The following is a 21196-nucleotide window of genomic DNA, read 5'->3' as shown; positions in this document are numbered from 1 at the left end:
TCAATGAAACACTTATTATATTTTAGCTTTAGTTTACTACTGTTTTGGTCTTGTAATTCAACTAAAAATGATAATAAAGACCATTTAGTTTTTAGATATAATGAACATAAAAATATAGGGTCTTTAGATCCCGCATTCGCAAAAGACAATGCAGATATTTGGGCTATTAATCAACTATTTAATGGGTTGGTTGAAATGAATGACAGTCTAAAAGTCATACCAAGTATTGCAAAAAAATGGACGGTTTCTCCAGATGGTTTAACTTACAGATTTATATTAAGAAATGATGTTTATTTTCATAAACATAAGTTGTTTAAAAAAGACAGTACAAGAACTGTTAAAGCACAAGATTTTGAATATAGTTTTAACCGAATTTTAGATCCAAAAGTAGCCTCTTCCGGTCGTTGGGTTTTTAATAAAGTTGAACATTTTAAAGCTGAAAACGATAGTATTTTTACTATAAAACTAAAGCAACCTTTTCCTGCGTTTTTAGGCTTACTAACCATGAAGTACTGCAGCGTAGTCCCTAAAGAAATTGTAGAACATTACGGCACCAACTTTAGATCCAACCCAATTGGTACTGGTCCATTTAAATTTAAACGTTGGGAAGAAAATATAAAGTTAGTTTTTAGAAAAAATAACAACTATTTTGAAACTGATGCTAAAGGCAATCAATTACCATATCTAGAAGCTATAGCTGTTACCTTTTTACCAGATAAGCAAAGTGAATTTATGCAATTTGCACAAGGTAATCTTGATTTTTTAAATAGCTTAGATGCTTCTTATCAAGATGAAATTTTAACAACCAAAGGTGAACTAAGAGAAAAATACACCAAAACCGTAAATATCATAAAAGGTCCTTATTTAAATACGGAATATTTAGCCTTTTTTATGGATAGTGAAAAAGATGAAATTAACTCAAAAAAATTAAGATTAGCAATTAATTACGGTTTTGACAGAAAAAAAATGATAACCTATTTACGTAACGGAATAGGCATACCCGCAAATGGTGGATTTATCCCAAAAGGTTTACCAGGTTATAATAAAAATACTGGTTTTGAATATAACCCAGAAAAAGCAAAGCAACTTATTGAAGACTACAAAACTCAATCTGGCAATTTAAACCCAGAAATAACCATTACTACGACAAGTAATTACCTTAATTTTTGCGAGTATATACAAAGAGAATTAACAAAAATAGGACTTATTGTCAATGTAGATGTAATACCAGCTTCAACTTTAAAAGAAGGTAAAGCAAATGGTAAATTAGACTTATTTAGAGCAAGTTGGGTTGCAGATTATCCTGATGCACAAAATTACTTATCTTTATTTTATAGTAAAAACTTTGCCCCAAACGGACCAAATTACACACACTTTAAAGATGAAACTTTTGACACTTGGTACACACAATCTTTTTTAGAATCTAATGTAGATGAACGTGCTAAGCTATATTCTAAAATGGATAGTTTAGTTTTAAAAGAAGCACCTATTATACCTTTATATTATGATGAAGTGGTAAGATTTACACAAAAAAAAGTTTCAGGTATAGGTAATAACCCTATAAATCTATTGCAGTTGAAAAGGGTTAAAAAAGAACTTTAAATTCTGAATTTAGGCTTTTCTTCTTCTTTTTCTTCCTCTATTGATTTGCCAATATCTTCTATACTTTGAATTGGTTCTGGTTTATTTTGTTCAAAATTTTTCTTTAATAAGTAATGAAACAACGCTACGGTACCAAGACCAAAAGGTATCGCGATCAAGGTCATTAACAAAGTATTTTCCCAATCTATATACCAACCAAAAACCTCGCTTAAAACACCAATAATAACACCTCCTATTATTGATCCTGCATAATAGCTTATTACTCCTAAAACAGCATACAACCACTTGTTTTTATTATAAGCTTCAGCTAATTTGATAAAATGTTTTCCTATAAATATAATTAAAATTATTCCTAACATTATTTTACTTTATTCATTAATTAAAACCGTCTCTTTTATTATACCAAGCACTACAAGATATTGAAATAATCCGTAAAATAACATTACAGAATACTGATTAAGACCAAAGTTTTGATTGTAAAACGATTGTAATACCGATATAGAATCTGAAAACACACTACATACAACGCCTGCAAAAACTAAATAAAAACTTAAACTATTTACCACATCATATCTTAGATAAGCAAATAAGAAGATTAACATAGACACAAAAAAGTAAAGTAAAACAGGTATAAAGAAGTCTCCTAAATTGTCAAAAACTAAAGTAGCAATAAAGACAATATATATAAAAAGGATAGTTAGAAAAGGAAATAACCTTTTAATTTTAAAATCCTTTTGATTAGAAAACCTTACTGTGTAAGCTATTTTACCTAACATAAAACAGAATAAACCCGTAAGGTATATTGTCTCATATTCATAGAAAATTAGAAAAAAATCTCCCAAAAGAAAAGCAAACAAACCTGCTAAAAAAATTTTATCTTTCAATAGCTTAATTGGTTTATTATATTGAAAGAAAAAAACAATAAGTAGTGTAACTAAAGATAATTTTGTAAAGATTCTTACATAAAAAAAATCAGATATATTTTTAAAAATTATATCTAAGAATAATATAAAGAAATAAACGAAAGTAAAATATTTAATATTTACAAAAGCTGTCATAAATTATTACAAATAGCGTTTGCAATATAGAATAATTATACGGCTATCACAATAATTTAAAACTAAAAACAAACAATAATCAACTAGTTACTAGAGTGTTATTTTCTTTTAGTATGCCTAAAACTATTAGATATTGTGATAAACTATAGAAGAGCATAATTGTATACTTATGATAAAAAAAGCTTGAATCATAAAAAGATTTTAAAAAAGCTATACTATCGGATACCATAGAGAATAAAACACCTATTAAGACCAAATAATAGCTTAAATTATTCACTTCATTTTTTCTTAAATAAGCTATTTGACCTAGCAATAGTACTACAAATAAGTATATTAAAGTAGGTATAAAATATAAGCCTAATTTACTGTAAATAAAATTCATCATCAAGCTCATGTAAATAAAGCAAAACAGTAAAAAAGGGAGTAGATTTTTTATATAAAAGTCTTTTTTATTTCTAAATCTAACAATATAAAATGCTTTTGCTATCCCAAAAAAAACACCTCCAATAGCAAAAGATTTTGTAGTATTTTCTCCTACTAAAACTAAATCTCCAATAATAAAACTAAATAAAGCTAATATTACTAATCTGTAATTAAATACACTTTTTTCTTTTTGATTAACTATGTAAAATAGTAGTAAAATTAAAATTAAAAGTGTCTTAGAAATATATCTAAAAGGGAAACGAAACTGAGAATTTTTAATAAAAGTATCTATTATAAACACCAAAAAGTATAGCAAAGTGAATAGCTTTACATCCTTAAATATTAGTTTCATAAACTTGGGGCAGTTTTAAGTATATCCAATATTAAAATACTTTTTTATTAAATGCAAAATTTTTAGATAATCTTAATCTTTTCTATATTTTTTTGTGATTTCAAAAACATGTTCTAAAATAGCTTTATCTTGTAATGTAAACTCTATATTTCTTCTAGACATTACTACTTCTGCTACTTCAAAAGCTTTCTTAGTTAAATATGTAGAAAACCCAGATGCTCCGCCCCAACTATAGCTTGGTACAAAATTTCTTGGGAAGCCACTCCCAAAAATATTAGCATTAACACCTACAACTGTTCCTGTGTTAAACATTGTATTTATCCCACATTTACTATGATCACCCATCATTAAACCACAAAACTGAAGTCCAGTTCTAGCAAAACGCTCGGTATCATAATCCCAAAGTCTTACTTCTGCGTAATTATTTTTTAAATTAGAATTATTAGTATCTGCTCCAAGATTACACCATTCGCCTAAAACAGAATTACCTAAAAACCCATCATGTCCTTTATTAGAATACCCAAATAGTACACTGTTATTAACTTCTCCTCCTACTTTAGAAAATGGACCAATAGTAGTAGGACCATAAATTTTAGCTCCTAGTTTAATAGTAGCATTATCACACAAAGCTAACGGACCTCTAATGATAGAGCCTTCCATAATTTCGGCATTTTTACCAATATAAATTGGTCCAGAACTAGCGTTTAGTGTAGTAAATTCTAGCTTAGCGCCTTCTTCTATAAATATATTTTCTGGTGCAATTACGTTATTACTTGATGGTATTGGTTGCGATGTACGGTCATTAGTCAATAAATCAAAATCTTGTTGTATCGCTTCTCCGTTTTTAGAAAAAATATCCCAAGTATGCTCTATTTGTAGTATATCGTTATCAAATTCTATCGCTTCAAACTTATCAAAATCAATATCCTCTTCGGCTTCTGTAGTAAAAAAAGCAATAACGTCTTCATCTTTAAAAATTGCTTGATTTTTTTCTAGACCAATTATTAATTCTATTAATTCGGGGTTTGGTAAATATGACGCATTAAGCATAATGTTTTCTTCCATTTCTACCATGGGATATTTGTCCGACAAATAATCTTCGGTTACCGTTGTTGTGGTTGTTTTAAGATACTGTTCCCATTTTTCTCTAATGGTCAAAATACCTACGCGTATATCTGCAACTGGTCTTGTATATGTAAATGGTAGTAATTGGTTTCTTACTGGTCCGTCAAATAGGATATAATTCATTGTAACTTTTAGATTAAAATATAAAAATAGATTAATTAGCGGTAACAAAAAAGCCTTTCAAAAAATATTGAAAGGCTTTTAATATATGATTGCGTCTAAACTTATTTTTTAAATTTAGCGTATTTGTTCTTGAATTTATCGATACGTCCAGCTGTATCAATTAATTTAGTCTTACCAGTGTAAAAAGGGTGAGATGTTCTAGAAATTTCCATTTTAATTAATGGATACTCAACACCATCAACTTCTAAAGTTTCATTAGTATTTGCAGTAGATTTTGTTATAAAAACATCTTCATTAGACATGTCTTTAAATGCTACTAATCTATAATTTTCTGGATGTATACCTTTTTTCATCGCTTAATGCTTTTGTGTCTTTACTAAATTCGAGGTGCAAATTTAAGCATTTTTTACAAATCAACAACAAATTTATTAAAATTTTTTATTTCATTTTTTATGTAACAATTTGTTGTAAAATTATACTAACTTACAAATACTAACTTAAATCAAAATATTATGGAAAAAACTATTAAATCTATTGCATCTAATTATGGATTGTATTTAGGGCTTTTTATCGCTGTTGTATACGTTGTATCGTATGCTGTTAATCTTGAATTACTAACAAATCCATTTGTAGGAATAGCAATGCTTTTAGCTATTATTATTTTTGGTATTATATCTATAGTAAAATCTAAAAAGTCTCAAAATGGTTTTATATCATTTAAAGAAGCTTTTACATCTTACTTCATAACGGTATTAATTGGATTAATTGTAGCTAGTGTGGTAGCAATAGTTCTTTTCAATGTTATTGATCCTGATGCTGCTATAACTTTAAAGGAAAAAACTATTGAAGGAACAGCAGAAATGATGAGAAACTGGAATGCACCAGAAGAATCAATTGTTGAAACCGTTGAAAAAATGCGTGAGCAACCAAACCAATTTAGTATTGGTAGCGTATTACAGTCTTTAGTTATCCAACTTGTTATATTTAGTATAATTGGTTTAATAGCTGCATTAATCATGAAAAAATCTGATGATAACGCATAATAATTCTATATTTGAAATAATTTTCAAGTTGAATTATGGATATATCAGTAGTCATACCACTACTTAACGAACAAGAATCTTTAACAGAGTTACACCATTGGATTTCATCAGTCATGAAATCCAATGGTTTTTCTTATGAAATTCTTTTTATAGACGATGGTAGTACAGACCAATCCTGGCAAACCATTTGCTCTTTAAAAGAGCAAGATAAAAATGTAAAAGGAATTAGATTTTTAAAAAACTTTGGTAAATCTCAAGCATTACATGCAGGCTTTGCCCAAGCTAAAGGTGATGTAATAATCACTATGGATGCAGATTTACAAGACAATCCAGAAGAAATACCAGAACTTTACAACTTAATTACTAAACAAAAATTTGACCTTGTTTCTGGTTGGAAAAAGAAACGTTTTGATAATAAATTTACCAAAAACCTACCTTCTAAGCTTTTTAATTGGGCTGCAAGAAAAACATCTGGTGTTAAATTAAATGACTTTAATTGCGGACTAAAAGCATACAATAAAAACGTAGTAAAAAATATAGACGTTAATGGCGAGATGCACCGTTACATACCTGTACTTGCTAAAAATGCTGGCTTTACCAAAATTGGTGAAAAAGTCGTACAACATCAAGCCAGAAAATATGGAGAAACAAAATTTGGTATGGACCGTTTTATTAACGGTTTTTTAGACTTAATAACCATTTGGTTTATATCTAGGTTTGGTAAAAGACCTATGCACTTATTTGGTGCTTTAGGTGTTATCATGTTTATTGTTGGTTTTGGTTTTGCTGCATATCTAGGTATTGATAAGCTATTTTTTAATCCAACAGGAAGATTAATTACACAACGACCTCAATTTTACATTTCACTTACAACAATGATTTTAGGATCTCAGTTTTTTATAGCTGGTTTTTTAGGAGAAATTATTTTACGTCAAAACGCAAACAAAAAACGCTATTTAATTAAAGAATCTTTAAATTTAAAAGAGTAAAAACTTTAGCATTTTGTAAATGCTTACTTTTGTATATAATTTATTTACGTTATGAGATATATTGACCCAGAACTTTTAGAACGTGTCAACACTTGGTTAACACCAACTTTCGATAAAAAAACACAAGATTACATAAAAGATTTAATCGCTTTAAAACCAGAAGAATTAAAGGAAAGTTTTTATAAAGATTTAGAATTTGGTACAGGTGGTATGCGCGGCGTTATGGGTATTGGTACAAATCGTATCAACAAATATACACTCGGAAAAAACACACAAGGCTTAAGCAATTATTTACATAAAAGTTTTCCTAATCAAGACTTAAAAGTAGCTATTGCTTTTGATTGTAGACATAATAGTAAAACACTAGCAAAAGTAGTTGCAGATGTGTTTTCGGCAAATAATATTAAAGTGTTTTTATTTGAAGATTTGCGTCCTACACCAGAGCTTTCTTTCACTTTAAAACATCTAAATTGTCATTGCGGAATTGTACTTACCGCATCACACAACCCTCCAGAATATAACGGTTACAAAGTATATTGGCAAGATGGAGGACAATTAGTTCCGCCACAAGATGCCGAAATTATTCAAGAAATAAATAACCTTGAATATTCAGAAATTAACTTTGAAGCAAAAGAGGAAAACATTCAATACATAGGTCAAGACGTAGATGATGTATTTATAAACGCATCTGTTAAAAACGGAAGTTTTAACACAAGTCAAGACGCAAAAGATAACTTAAATATTGTATTTACATCTTTACACGGTACATCAATAACAACCATTCCAGAGACATTAAAACGTGCTGGTTATAAAAATGTACATATTGTAGAAGAACAACGTGAACCTAACGGAGACTTTCCTACGGTAGTTTCGCCTAACCCAGAAGAGCCTGAAGCTTTAAAAATGGCTTTAGAATTAGCAGAAAAAGTTGATGCAGACATTGTTATTGGTACAGATCCAGATAGTGATAGATTAGGTATTGCAGTAAGGAATCTTGATAATAAAATGACGCTTTTAAACGGAAATCAAACCATGGTCTTAATGACAGATTTTCTTTTAAAACAATGGAAAAACAATAACAAAATTAACAACAACCAATTTATTGGTAGTACAATAGTATCTACACCAATGATGTCTGTTTTAGGTCAAGCTTATAATGTAGAATGCAAAGTCGGACTAACTGGTTTTAAATGGATTGCTAAGATGATTAAAGACTTTCAGGACTTAGACTTTATTGGTGGTGGCGAAGAAAGTTTTGGATTTATGGTTGGCGACTTTGTAAGAGATAAAGATGCTGTTACCTCTTCCCTTCTAGCGATTGAAATTGCAGCACAAGCCAAAGCAAAAAACAGTAGTTTTTACAAAGAACTTATAAATCTGTATCTAGAACACGGGTTTTATAAAGAACGACTTATATCAATGACCAAAAAAGGGATTGAAGGAGCTCAACAAATTAAACAAATGATGATTGACGCTAGAGAAAATCCTTTAACAGAAGTTAACGGGTCTAAAGTTATAAGTATTGAAGACTATCAATTATCAGAAGCTAAAAACCTAACTAACAACTCTACAGAAACAATAGAAATTCCAAAATCTAACGTACTAATTTATTACACAGAAGATGGTAGTAAAATAGCATTAAGACCAAGTGGTACCGAGCCTAAAATTAAATTTTACATTAGTGTAAATACTACTTTAGACAATGTGTCAGACTTCACTACAACGGAACAAAAATTGGAAGCAAAAATAGACGCTATCATAAATGATATGCAACTTAATTAAATGGATAAAAGCCTAAAAAAAATAATTCCCTACGCAAAAGCTTATAAAAAAAACATAGTATCTAACGTAATATTTAATGTTCTTTTTGCTCTCTTTAGTTCGTTATCATTTGTAGCATTAATACCAATGATGCAAGTTTTATTTGACGAGACTAAAACAAACATCAAAAAACCTGTATATACTTCGTTTTTAGAAATTACAAGTTACGGTAAGGAATTGCTGTACTATTACATTTCTGAATTAACAGAACAAAAAGGTCCTCAATTTGCATTACTACTAGTTATATCTATAGTTATTATTACTTTTTTATTAAAAAACTTATTTAACTATTTAGCTGCATATAACCTTACATATTTTAAAAATGGAGTTTTAAAAGACTTAAGAATAAAAATGTTTGATAAAATTCTATCATTACCTATTTCTTATTATTCAGAAAAAAGAAAAGGAGACGTAATGGCTAGAATGCTTGGTGATATAGGAGAGTTACAAAACTCATTTTTCCTCATTTTCGAACTTATAGTAAGAGAACCTTTAACCATCATATTTACAATTGCTATAATGCTTAAAATAAGTGTTAAGCTAACACTATTTGTTTTTATTTTTATTCCTATATCTGGATTTATTATATCCAAAATAGGCAAAAGTTTAAAATCAAAATCCACAAGAGCTCAGAAGGAATCTGGATTTTTTATTTCTTTAGTTGAAGAAAGTTTAAGTGGACTTAAAGTAATACAAAGCTACAACGCTCAATCAAAGGTTAAATCCACTTTTTTCGATTCTATTAATAGAATTTTTAAACTAAGAGTTTCTATAGGTAATAAAAACAATTTAGCTTCACCTTTAAGTGAGTTTTTAGGTATATTAACTATTGGCGCACTACTTTGGTATGGAGGTAGAATGGTTTTAATAGAAAAACTACCTAATGGTCAACCAGTACTTTTAGCATCAGAGTTTTTAGCTTACATGGGATTAGCCTATAATATTTTAACTCCTGCAAAAGCAATATCTAAAGCCTCTTACGCTGTAAAAAATGGATTAGCAGCAGCAGATCGAGTTTTTGAACTTATCGACCAAGAAGATAATTTTTACAAATCTAAAAATCCTGTAGATTTAAATGATTTAAATAATGCTATAGAAGTTAATAATATTGACTTTTCTTATAACAATAAAGATCTTGTTCTTAAAAACTTTAATTTAAAAGTAGAAAAAGGAAAAACAGTAGCGTTAGTTGGTCAATCTGGAAGCGGTAAAAGTACTATAGCAAATTTACTTACTCGTTTTTATGATATAAATAAAGGAGAAATTTTAATAGATAATACCAATATTAAAGAAGTCAAATTAGACGCTTTAAGACACCTAATTGGATTAGTTACACAAGATTCTGTATTATTTAATGACTCTATAAAAAATAATATATTATTAGGTAAAGCAGATGCAACCGATGCAGAAGTAATTGATGCATTAAAAGTTGCAAATGCTTGGGAATTTGTAAACGACCTACCAGAAGGAATAGAAACTAATGTTGGTGATGCTGGCAACAAGCTTTCTGGCGGACAAAAACAACGTTTAAGTATTGCAAGAGCTGTACTTAAAAACCCACCTATTATGATTCTTGACGAAGCTACTTCTGCACTAGACACAGAAAGCGAAAAGCTAGTACAAGAAGCTTTAGAAAACATGATGAAAAACAGAACATCTATAGTCATAGCACATAGATTATCTACTATACAAAATGCAGATAACATTGTAGTTATGCAAAGAGGCGAAATTGTAGAACAAGGTACACATCAAGAGTTGTTAGCTAAAAATGGTATGTACAAAAGGTTAGTAGAAATGCAAAGCTTTGACTAACAAAACTCTAAATAAACAAAAAGGATAAACAAATGTTTATCCTTTTTTTATTCATTGTTAAATTTGGAGACGACTAATTGCATTTAAAATATTAAAAAAAATGCTATATCGATTAGTCCATACTAAAAACAACTAATCTTTAGTTAAAAAAATCTAAATTCTGTCAAGCAATTAAACCATGTAAATAAAATATAGTCTAACAAATTATATGATAATAGACGAAAACCAATTAATAGCACAATTACAATCGCAAGATCAAAAAAATCATGCGTTTAAAAAGCTTATTTCGCTTTATAAAGAGCGTTTATATTGGCATATTAGACATATAGTAAAATCCCATGACGATGCAGACGATGTCTTACAAAACACGTTTATCAAAGTTTTTAAAAACATAGATAACTTTAAAGGAGAAAGTAAATTATATTCTTGGCTATACAGAATTGCAACAAATGAAGCCTTAACACATCTTAAAAAAAACGCAAAAAGACTAAATTTAAATAATGAAGAAGCTAATAGCTTAGCAATTAACAATCTGGAAAGTGACGTATATTTTGAAGGAGAAGAAATTCAATTACAATTACAAAAAGCAATAGCCACGCTACCAGAAAAACAACAACTAGTATTCAATATGAAATACTTTCAAGATTTAAAATACAGCGAAATATCTGAAATTTTAGAAACCAGCGAAGGTGCTTTAAAAGCATCATACCACATTGCCGTAAAAAAAATTGAAACCTACTTAACTCAAGATTAAACCTTTATTAAAAAAAAGCGTCTAAATATTGAAATGAAAAAAGAAAACTTACATAACATCAAACAATCAGGTTTTAAAACACCAGATAACTATTTTAATACTATTGAAGACCAAATTATGTCTCAAATTAGTTTAGAAAAAATAGATAAAAACTCCGGTTTTAAAGTACCCGATAATTATTTTGATACTATTGAGGATAATATTTTAAGCAAAACTAAAGAGATTAAAATATTTAAATTATTCAACAAAAAAACTATAGTTACAGTAGCCAGTATTGCAGCAATGTTTGTTTTATTTTTTAATTTAAATCCTTTTAAAACACAAGTCACTTTTGACAACTTAGACACAGATACTGTTGAAGCTTACATTTTAAATGAAGTTGAACTTAATGATATTAGCAACCTAATTGAAACCGATCAATTATCACAAACAGATTTTATTGACTATAACGGCATTTCTATAGATAACTATTTAGACGATATTGATTTAGAAGATTTTTTAGACGAATAAAAACTTAACACATGAAAAATAAAATATTTACTATAATCTTATTATTTGTTTCTATAAGCACCTTTGCTCAATTAGAAAAAGAAAAAGGTTACACAAAAAAAATAAGTGAGAAATTAAAAGCACTAAAAGTTGCCCATATTACAGAGCAACTTGACTTAACAAAAAAAGAAGCCGAAGTATTTTGGCCTATTTACAATGCACATGAAGAAGAGAAAGATGCTTTAAGAAAATTTTCTGTTGAAAGAAGAAAAGAAAAAAAAGCCGAAAATCTATCAGAAAATGAGGCTAAAAAACTGCTTTTTGATATGATTGAAAATGAAAAGAAAAGAAATGATCTTGAAAACAAGTATATTAATGATTTATTAAAGTTTTTACCTGCTAAAAAAATTATAACTCTTTATAGAGCAGAACACTCGTTTAAGCGCAAAATGATTGAAGAATATAGAGGTAGACATCGAGAAGCACGAAAAGACTAAACACAAAAAAGCAGCCAAATGGCTGCTTTTTTTTATTTAAAACTTAATTTACTTATACGACCGTTTCCTGCTGCGTAAGCAGTACTATCGTTTAAAAATCTTAATGTATAAAAACCTTCATCGCTTAGATGTTTCCAGGTTTGTCCTGCATCTGCACTGTAATCTATACCTTTAAAACCTATCGCGACTAATTGTTGTGCTTTGCTATTTGGTACATATTGCACACAACTACGGTAACCTGGTCCACTTCCATCTGCAACAACTTGCCATGTTTTTCCGCCATCATTAGTCACTATTTTATTCTTTTGGTTAGCATCTGCATCTGTATAATCGCCACCAATAGCAAAACCATGGTTTTCATCATAAAAATCTATACTATACATTCCGGTAGTTTCTTTTCCTTGTATAATTGGCGTATCAAAAACATCCCAAGTTTTTCCTTTATCTGCCGAAAACAATATTCGGCTAGATTTTCCTCCTGTTGCTACCCAAGTCTTATCGCCTACTATAGCAATGTTGGTATCACTTGCTGCAAATGCTGCTTCACCTTCATTAGCTTTTGGTAAATCTGCACAAGACAATTTAGTCCAAGTGTCTCCTCCATCTCTGGTAATAATTATACTCATACAGTCATCAGTAGGATCACCAATTGCAATGCCTTCTTGGTCATTCCAAAATTCCATAGAATCATAAAACGCTTTTGGGTGATTTTCTTGGTAGACCAAATCTATTACTCCTTCAGAATCTATTCGATATAGCAATGCTGGATTACCAATACTTAATGCAAAACCTAAATTATTTACTAAAGCTAAAGATCTAAAATTTAATTTTGAATTAGTACTATCTACAAAAGTTGGATACACTACTTTATTAATTTCATTATTATCATATTCATTATCTCTTGTTAGTATTGCTCCAAGATTACCTGTTGAAGTCAAAAAACCAAAGGATTTATTAGTATCGAAATATTCAAAAGCTCTAACATTCAAAGTAGAATCTTCAATTAAAGTTTCAATTTCAACTGAAGTAAAATTTTTAACTTCCTTTTCAGTACGACTTTCATCTTTTAAAGATTTACAACTAAAGACAATTAGTAGAGACATGAAGGCTATAATAAACTGAAGGAATAATTTCATCGTTAATAATTTTCAATAAAAATAGAAAAGCAAATTGAAATATTTAACAAAGTCATTCAAAATCCACATATAAACCTTAACTTTGTCTGCTTTTAAATTTTAAAATATGCGCTTACACAGAAACTTATGTTTTGCAACCGTAGATGGTTTACTTCAAATATTTAACGAAGGTCAATACGCAGACAAAGTAGTACAACAACTTTTAAAAAGAGACAAACGTTGGGGAAGTCGTGATCGTGCTTTTGTAGCCGAAACCACTTACGACATCGTACGTTGGAAGCGTTTATATGCAGAAATTGCTAACGTAAAAGAACCTTTTAGTAGAGATGATATCTGGCGTATGTTTGCAGTTTGGGCAACTTTAAAAGGAATTAAATTACCAGATTGGAAGTATTTTGAAAACACGCCAACTCGAAAAATTAAAGGACGTTTTGATGAGCTTTCTAAAATTAGAAAAATTAAAGAATCTATTCCAGATTGGATCGACAACATTGCTGTAAAAGAACTTGGAGAAGTCAAATGGACTAAAGAAATCCAAGCACTTAACGAGCAAGCAGATGTTATTTTAAGAGTAAACACCTTAAAAACGACTAAAGAAAAGCTCCAAAATATTCTTTTTGACTTAGATATAGAGACCGAAACTTTAAAAGATTATCCTGATGCATTACGTTTAAAAGAACGTGCTAATGTGTTTTCAACCGAAGCTTTTAAAGATGGATTGTTTGAAGTTCAAGATGCGTCATCTCAATTAGTAGCAAACTTTTTGCAGGTAGAACCAGGTATGCGTGTAGTAGATACTTGTGCTGGTGCTGGCGGTAAAACATTACACCTAGCTTCTATTATGCAAAATAAAGGACAAATAATTGCTTTAGATATTTATGCAAATAAGTTGAAAGAATTAAAGCGTCGTGCAAAGCGTAATGGCGCGCATAATATTGAACCTAGACATATAGACTCTACCAAAGTCATTAAAAAATTACATGACCAAGCAGACCGTGTTTTAATTGACGCGCCTTGTTCTGGTTTAGGCGTTTTAAGAAGAAATCCTGATGCTAAATGGAAATTAGAACCAGAATTTTTAGACCGAATTAAAAACACGCAAGCCGAAATTTTAAGTTCGTATTCTAAAATGGTAAAATCTGGCGGACAATTAGTTTATGCTACATGTTCTATTTTACCATCAGAAAATCAAGAGCAGGTAGATAAATTCTTAGCTTCAGAAGAAGGAAAGAATTTTACATTTGTAAAAGATAAAAAAATATTGGCTCATGAGTCTGGATTTGACGGATTTTACATGGCTTTATTAAAAAGAAAATAAATTATTCTCCCAAAATTAAAACTAAATGAAACAAATTTACATTTTAATAGCCTTACTTATAACAACTGCTGGCTTTGCTCAAGTTCCTGCAGGATATTATAGTACAGCAACAGGTACTGGTTACACCTTAAAAACCCAATTACATAACATTATTAACGGGCATAATGACCAAGGTTATAATGCAATGGATGGTTTTATTGCTAATTACGATTTAGACAATTATTATGAAACTGGAAGCAACACTATTTTAGACCCTTATTCTGAAAACCCAACTGGAACTGACCCTTATAATTTTACTCCTGTTAGTGACGAATGCGGAAACTATGGTGGTGAAGGTGATTGCTATAATAAAGAACACGTCATACCTCAATCAGCATTTGGTAGCAACACTCCTATGTATAGCGATGCACATCATTTACTACCAACAGATGGTCGTGTTAATGGTTTTAGAAGCAACTACCCTTTTGGAGTTGTTAACAATAGTAATTTAGTATCGCAAAGCGGAATTACTAACCCAACGCAAAATGGTTCTAAATTAGGAGGAAACTTAAACAGTGGTTATTCAGCTGGATATACAGGAATTGTATTTGAGCCAATTGATGAATTCAAAGGAGATATAGCAAGAATCTATTTTTACTTTGTGACAAGATATGAAGATCAAGTTTCTAATTGGTCTGCTTATGCTATGTTTGACGGAAGCTCAGACAAAGTACTTGACGATCCATTTTTAAATATTTTAATGACTTGGCATCAAAATGATCCTGTTTCTCAAAAAGAAATAGATAGAAACAACAACATCTATTACAACCACCAAAGTAATCGTAATCCTTTTGTCGATCATCCAGAGTATGTAGCAATGATTTGGAATCCTTCAACAGATACCACAGCACCTACTGCTCCAACAAATTTAGTAGCATCTAATGCTACTGTATCTTCAATAGATTTAACTTGGACAGCTTCTACAGATGATGTAGCTGTTACCAGCTATGATATTTTTGTAGATGGCTCTTTCTATACAAACACGTCAACAGCTGTAACTAGCTTTACAGTTACTGGATTAGCTTCAGAAACTAATTATTGTTTTACAATTTATGCTTTAGATGCAGCAGGAAATACTTCTGCTGTAAGTAATCAAGATTGCGAAACAACATTAGTTGGATCTGGATCTACAGATTGTGCTTCAGAAGATTTTGAAAACATACCAGCTAATGATTCTCAATATACAGATAGAACTTGGACAGGAACTGATGGACAATGGAATGCTACAGAAGCAAGAACAGATCAAACCATCAATGGAAGAGCAATTTTAATTGATTGCAGAACTTCATCTCCAGGCTCTTTAACTTCTCCTACGCTTTTAGGAGGTATTGGAAACCTTACTATAACTACTCAAAAAATCTATTCTGGTACTGATGGAACTTTAGATGTATTAGTTAATGGAAGTGTTGTTGGTACTATTCCTTATAGCGCAACACCGCAAACAACAACCATTACTGAAATTAATGTTTCAGGAAACACTACTGTTGTAATTCAAGATAACGATTCTGGAAGCGCAAGAATTGGTTTAGATGATTTATCATGGACATGTTATTCAGCATTAAATGTTGATAATTTTGAAACTAATAATTTAAAAATCTACCCTAACCCAATTAAAGGAAACACTTTAAACGCAGACGTAAAATCAACAACTAGCTATCAAATCTATGATATTTTAGGTAAGAAAATTTTAAGCGGAACGGTAACAACAACCAACAAAAAAATTAATGTATCCAATCTTAAAAAAGGAATTTACATCCTTAAACTAGAAACTAGTAATGGTAATGTTACAAAAAAATTAATTAGAGAATAAGTTATCTAACTTGTTAATAAAAAAAGCGACACCAAGATGTCGCTTTTTTTATGGTTAATAACCACGTGAATAACTAAAAAAAAATGACCACTTTTTAATAAAATAATCTAACTAAAAGATGTAAATTTGATGTTTTAAAAACAACACAAAACTCCTGAAATAATGATTCATTTCTTCGGAAACCAAAACAGTAAAGTATTTGCTGTTCAAGCAACAAAAGAATTATCTACTGAAACTATCAATAAATTAACGTGGTTATTTGGCAACCAGCCTAAAATAGAACAAGCATCCTTAGATGCTTTTTTTGTTGGACCGCGTGCAGCAATGATTACTCCATGGAGTACCAATGCTGTAGAAATTACGCAAAACATGGGTATTGATGGCATTATTAGAATTGAAGAATTTGAATCTTGCACACAAGATTTTAAGGATTACGATCCTATGATTTCAGAGAAATTTAATGGTTTAAATCAAGATAGTTTCACAATAAACATTCAACCAGAAGCCATTAAAAACATAGAAGACATAACTGCTTACAACGCTCAAGAAGGTTTAGCCTTAAGTGATGAAGAAGTTGAGTATTTAGAAAGCGTATCTAAAAAAATAGGAAGACCATTAACAGACTCTGAAGTGTTTGGTTTTTCTCAAGTAAATAGCGAGCATTGTCGTCATAAAATCTTCAATGGTACATTCGTTATTGATGGCGAAGAAAAGCCTACATCTCTTTTCAAATTAATTAAAAAGACTTCAGAAACTAATCCAAACGATATCGTTTCTGCTTACAAAGATAACGTGGCTTTTATAAAAGGTCCAGTAGTTGAACAATTTGCTCCAAAACGTGCAGATGTTCCGGATTTTTATCAAACTAAAGATTATGAATCTGTTATTTCGCTTAAAGCAGAAACACACAACTTCCCTACTACTGTCGAGCCTTTTAATGGTGCTGCAACAGGATCTGGTGGAGAAATTAGAGACAGACTTGCTGGAGGAAAAGGTTCTTTACCTTTAGCCGGAACAGCAGTATATATGACTTCATATTCTAGATTAGAAGACAATCGTCCGTGGGAAAAGGCATTTCCAGAACGCAAATGGTTATACCAAACACCAATGGATATTTTAATAAAAGCTAGTAATGGTGCATCAGATTTTGGTAACAAATTTGGACAACCTTTAATCTGCGGATCTGTATTAACTTTTGAACATCAAGAAGATGCAAAAGCTTTAGGTTTTGATAAAGTAATAATGCAAGCTGGCGGAATTGGTTACGGTAAAGCAGATCAAGCTTTAAAAGACACACCTAAAAATGGTGATAAAATTGTAATTCTTGGTGGAGAAAATTATCGTATCGGTATGGGTGGAGCTGCAGTTTCTTCTGCAGATACAGGCGAGTTTTCTTCAGGAATAGAGCTTAACGCTGTACAACGTTCTAACCCAGAAATGCAAAAACGTGCGGCTAACGCTGTACGCGGAATGGTTGAAAGTGATGAAAATTTCATTGTTTCTATTCACGATCATGGTGCTGGTGGACATTTAAATTGTTTAAGCGAATTAGTTGAAGACACCGGTGGAAAAATTGACTTAGATGCCTTACCTGTTGGTGATCCAACACTTTCTGCTAAAGAAATTATCGGTAACGAATCTCAAGAACGAATGGGATTAGTTATTGCCGAAAAACACATCGAAAACTTAAACAAAATTGCAGAACGTGAACGCTCGCCAATGTACACTGTTGGTGATGTAACAAACGATAACCGTTTTACTTTTGAGTCTAAAACTAATGGTGATAAACCAATGGATTTAGCTTTAGAAGATATGTTTGGAAGCTCTCCAAAAACAATAATGACTGATAACACTGTAGCTTCTAATTACAGTGAAATCGCTTACGATAAAGACAAAATCTACGATTATTTAGATCAAGTATTACAGTTAGAAGCTGTGGCTTGTAAAGATTGGCTTACCAATAAAGTAGACCGTTGTGTTGGTGGTAAAGTTGCCAAACAACAATGTGCAGGACCATTACAATTACCATTAAATAATGTTGGTGTAATGGCATTAGACTTTAAAGGAAAAGAAGGTATTGCAACATCAATAGGTCACTCGCCTATTTCAGGATTAATTAATCCTATTGCTGGAAGCCGCAATAGTATTACCGAAGCTTTAACTAACATTGTTTGGGCACCATTAAAAGATGGTTTACAATCGGTTTCATTATCTGCAAACTGGATGTGGCCTTGTAAAAATGAAGGTGAAGACGCAAGATTATATGAGGCTGTTCAAGCAATTTCAGATTTTGCTATAGACTTAGGCATAAATGTTCCAACAGGAAAAGATTCTTTATCTATGAAGCAAAAATATCCTGACCAAGAGGTTATTTCTCCTGGTACAGTTATTATTTCTGCTGCAGCAAATTGTAATAATATCACTAATGTTATTGAGCCTGTTTTAAGAAGAAATGGCGGAGATATATACTATATCAACTTATCACAAGATCAATTTAAATTAGGCGGAAGTAGTTTTGCTCAAATCTTAAACAAAGTTGGTAATGAAGCACCAAACGTTAAAGATGCTGGTTATGTAAAAACGGTATTTAACACGATTCAGCTATTAATAAAAGACCAAAAAATTGTTGCTGGTCACGATGTTGCTTCTGGTGGTTTAATCACCACCTTATTAGAAATGTGCTTTGCTGATATTAATTTAGGAGCTGAACTTGATCTTTCTGCTTTAAATGAAAAAGACACGGTAAAGTTATTATTTGCTGAAAATTCAGGAATAGTTTTCCAAGCTTCCGATAATTCAATTGAAACAGTTTTAAATGATGCTAATATTGAGTTTTTCAACATTGGAAGACCAACCACAAGCGATGTATTAAGTATTATAAATAATGATGAAGTCTATACAATGACAGTTTCTAGATTAAGAGACATGTGGTACAAAACTTCATATTTATTAGATCAAAAGCAAACAGCTAACGGATTAGCAAAAACACGTTTTGAAAACTACGCAAAACAACCGCTAAACTATTTTTTTCCAAAACATTTTACTGGCGAGTTAAGTTTTTACAACAAAAACCAATCTTCAAATAGACCAAAAGCTGCTATTTTAAGAGAAAAAGGAAGTAACTCTGAACGCGAAATGGCTAACGCTATGTATTTAGCTGGTTTTGATGTAAAAGATGTACATATGACCGATTTAATTTCTGGTCGCGAAACACTTGAAGACATTCAGTTTTTAGGTGCAGTTGGAGGTTTCTCTAATAGTGATGTTTTAGGTTCTGCAAAAGGTTGGGCTGGAGCAATTAAATATAACGATAAAGCTAACAAAGCGATTAAAACCTTCTTTGAAAGAGAAGACACACTTTCTGTAGGCATATGTAATGGTTGTCAATTATTTATGGAGTTAGAACTGATAAATCCAGAGCATGAAAATCACGGAAAAATGGTACATAATAACTCTCGTAAACACGAAAGTTCTTTCACTTCTGTAGTTGTACAAAAAAACAATTCGGTAATGCTATCAACACTAGCAGGAAGCACTTTAGGTGTTTGGATAAGTCATGGTGAAGGTAAATTTAACCTTCCAAAAGATGAGAACAATTATGATATTGTTGCTAAATATGCTTATAACGATTACCCATCAAATCCTAACGGGTCTGATTACAATACAGCAATGTTATGCGATAAAACAGGAAGACATTTAGTAACAATGCCACATATAGAGCGTTCTATTTTCCCTTGGAATTGGGCTAATTATCCAGAAAACAGAAAAGATGAAGTTTCCCCTTGGATAGAAGCTTTTGTAAAAGCTAGAAAATGGATAGAAAACAAAAAAAATTAAAAACCGTATAAAATTTCGTACATTTTTATTACATTTCACTCACTTAATAGTGTGTAAAGTATTATAAATGAAGTTTGAAAGAATTTATTGCCATAGGCCTAACAAGCTTATTGGCTCTTTTATTGAGGTACAAATTGAAGAAAATGACTTTCCTTACGTAGTAGATTTATTGCCTACAGCTCAAAGTCATATTATCTATTTCTTCTCTGATGTAAAACATGAAATTAAAATTAATAATAAGTCCTTTTTTAACAAAGGACTTGTTATATCAGGTCAATCTTACCGATCCTATCAGTTTATACCTAAAAAACCTGTTAGAGTTTTTGTTGCTAATTTTAGCGCTACCACGCTACATAAGGTATTAGGGAAACAAATGTCTTCTATAACAGATTCTCACATTCCATTATCAGAGTTTTGTAATGAATTTTATGAACAAATAAATCCGTTGTTTAATCCTGATAAAACAGCTAAAGAAATTGCTTTAGACTTTGAAAGTTTAATGTATGACTTGCCCAAAATTGATAATAAGAATGTTAATTATGTTGATATTGCAGTAGATTTGATTCATCAAAAAAAAGGTAGAATTACTGTAGATGAACTTTTAGAATTTCTTACTATATCACAAAAAAATCTAGAGATTCAATTTAAAAAAATAGTTGGCTTAACACCTTTAAAATACATTAAACTCTATAGGTTTTGGCATTTAATGAAAGCTTACGAGAGTAATAAAATTGATTTTAATCAAGCTTTAGAATTTTATAATTATTATGATTTATCTCATTTTAATCGTGACTTTAAGCTTTTTATGAAAATAAAACCTTCAGAATACGTTAAAAGAGATAATTTTTTAATAAGAAAATATTTAACAATTTAATTTTTACGATAATTTACATCCTGTTTCATTATAAATTCAATACTTTAGCTATCAAATGGTACTATTTGTTTAATTTAAATGAAAGTTAAGGGAT

18 protein-coding genes are annotated in these 21196 nt (G+C 30.4%); 12 read left to right on the top strand and 6 right to left on the bottom strand.

From position 1 onward, the window contains the following. Window positions 1-3: 3 nt before the first annotated feature. Entirely contained in the window at window positions 4-1602 is a 1599-nt protein-coding gene (locus FHS04_RS00370; RefSeq protein ID WP_106676912.1) for an ABC transporter substrate-binding protein, read from the top strand. On the opposite strand, the gene FHS04_RS00365 is transcribed toward FHS04_RS00370, so the two are convergent. From FHS04_RS00365 to FHS04_RS00345, 5 genes are all read right to left on the bottom strand, one after another. Then, complete coding sequence (locus tag FHS04_RS00365; protein ID WP_106676914.1) at window positions 1599-1961, bottom strand: hypothetical protein; 363 nt, start codon at window positions 1959-1961, stop codon at window positions 1599-1601. The genes FHS04_RS00370 and FHS04_RS00365 overlap by 4 nt on opposite strands. A gap of 9 nt (window positions 1962-1970) precedes the next feature. Further along, complete coding sequence (locus FHS04_RS00360) at window positions 1971-2660, bottom strand: lysoplasmalogenase family protein (protein ID WP_106676916.1); 690 nt, start codon at window positions 2658-2660, stop codon at window positions 1971-1973. A 79-nt stretch (window positions 2661-2739) separates the two neighbouring features. Further along, entirely contained in the window at window positions 2740-3435 is a 696-nt protein-coding gene (locus FHS04_RS00355; protein WP_106676918.1) for a lysoplasmalogenase, read from the bottom strand. 72 nt (window positions 3436-3507) lie between these two features. Further along, window positions 3508-4683 carry a GlmU family protein gene (locus FHS04_RS00350; protein ID WP_106676920.1) on the bottom strand — a complete coding sequence of 392 codons (1176 nt, stop codon included), beginning with the start codon at window positions 4681-4683 and terminating at the stop codon, window positions 3508-3510. A 101-nt stretch (window positions 4684-4784) separates the two neighbouring features. Further along, entirely contained in the window at window positions 4785-5036 is a 252-nt protein-coding gene (locus FHS04_RS00345; RefSeq protein ID WP_027878633.1) for a type B 50S ribosomal protein L31, read from the bottom strand. 159 nt (window positions 5037-5195) lie between these two features. Between FHS04_RS00345 and FHS04_RS00340 the strand changes: the two genes are divergently transcribed. From FHS04_RS00340 to FHS04_RS00310, 7 genes are all read left to right on the top strand, one after another. After that, the gene (locus FHS04_RS00340) at window positions 5196-5726 is read left to right on the top strand and encodes a DUF4199 domain-containing protein (RefSeq protein ID WP_106676922.1); all 531 of its coding nucleotides are present in this window, start codon (window positions 5196-5198) and stop codon (window positions 5724-5726) included. A 35-nt stretch (window positions 5727-5761) separates the two neighbouring features. Next, the gene (locus FHS04_RS00335; RefSeq protein WP_106676924.1) at window positions 5762-6715 is read left to right on the top strand and encodes a glycosyltransferase family 2 protein; all 954 of its coding nucleotides are present in this window, start codon (window positions 5762-5764) and stop codon (window positions 6713-6715) included. Window positions 6716-6766: 51 nt separating this feature from the next. After that, window positions 6767-8497 (top strand): phospho-sugar mutase, encoded by a 1731-nt coding sequence (locus tag FHS04_RS00330; protein WP_106676926.1) that lies wholly within the window; start codon window positions 6767-6769, stop codon window positions 8495-8497. Next, window positions 8498-10348, top strand: coding sequence for an ABC transporter ATP-binding protein (locus FHS04_RS00325; RefSeq protein ID WP_106676928.1), 1851 nt, complete (start codon window positions 8498-8500; stop codon window positions 10346-10348). 208 nt (window positions 10349-10556) lie between these two features. Continuing rightward, entirely contained in the window at window positions 10557-11102 is a 546-nt protein-coding gene (locus FHS04_RS00320) for an RNA polymerase sigma factor (RefSeq protein WP_221184940.1), read from the top strand. Window positions 11103-11135: 33 nt separating this feature from the next. After that, entirely contained in the window at window positions 11136-11612 is a 477-nt protein-coding gene (locus FHS04_RS00315; protein WP_106676930.1) for a hypothetical protein, read from the top strand. Between the two features lie 11 nt (window positions 11613-11623). Beyond that, window positions 11624-12088 (top strand): HSP90 family protein, encoded by a 465-nt coding sequence (locus tag FHS04_RS00310; RefSeq protein WP_106676932.1) that lies wholly within the window; start codon window positions 11624-11626, stop codon window positions 12086-12088. 32 nt (window positions 12089-12120) lie between these two features. Here FHS04_RS00310 and FHS04_RS00305 read toward each other — a convergent pair whose 3' ends face one another. Then, complete coding sequence (locus FHS04_RS00305; RefSeq protein ID WP_106676934.1) at window positions 12121-13224, bottom strand: WD40/YVTN/BNR-like repeat-containing protein; 1104 nt, start codon at window positions 13222-13224, stop codon at window positions 12121-12123. A 106-nt stretch (window positions 13225-13330) separates the two neighbouring features. Between FHS04_RS00305 and FHS04_RS00300 the strand changes: the two genes are divergently transcribed. From FHS04_RS00300 to FHS04_RS00285, 4 genes are all read left to right on the top strand, one after another. Next, a complete protein-coding gene (locus FHS04_RS00300; protein WP_106676936.1) occupies window positions 13331-14542 on the top strand; it encodes an RsmB/NOP family class I SAM-dependent RNA methyltransferase in 1212 nt (403 codons plus the stop codon). A gap of 25 nt (window positions 14543-14567) precedes the next feature. After that, window positions 14568-16391 carry an endonuclease gene (locus tag FHS04_RS00295; RefSeq protein WP_106676938.1) on the top strand — a complete coding sequence of 608 codons (1824 nt, stop codon included), beginning with the start codon at window positions 14568-14570 and terminating at the stop codon, window positions 16389-16391. Between the two features lie 162 nt (window positions 16392-16553). Then, on the top strand, window positions 16554-20228 hold the full coding sequence (gene purL / locus FHS04_RS00290) for a phosphoribosylformylglycinamidine synthase (protein ID WP_106676940.1): 3675 nt from the start codon (window positions 16554-16556) through the stop codon (window positions 20226-20228). 67 nt (window positions 20229-20295) lie between these two features. Continuing rightward, window positions 20296-21102: a helix-turn-helix domain-containing protein gene (locus tag FHS04_RS00285; protein WP_106676942.1), complete on the top strand. Its 807-nt coding sequence runs from the start codon at window positions 20296-20298 to the stop codon at window positions 21100-21102. The last annotated feature ends 94 nt before the right edge of the window (window positions 21103-21196 follow it).

The sequence above is a fragment of the Mesoflavibacter zeaxanthinifaciens subsp. sabulilitoris genome (genome assembly GCF_014191595.1).
In the GTDB taxonomy this organism is placed as follows: Bacteria; Bacteroidota; Bacteroidia; order Flavobacteriales; family Flavobacteriaceae; genus Mesoflavibacter; species Mesoflavibacter zeaxanthinifaciens.
Note: the sequence above shows the minus strand (reverse complement) of the source record. Positions and strands in the feature narration are given on the sequence as shown.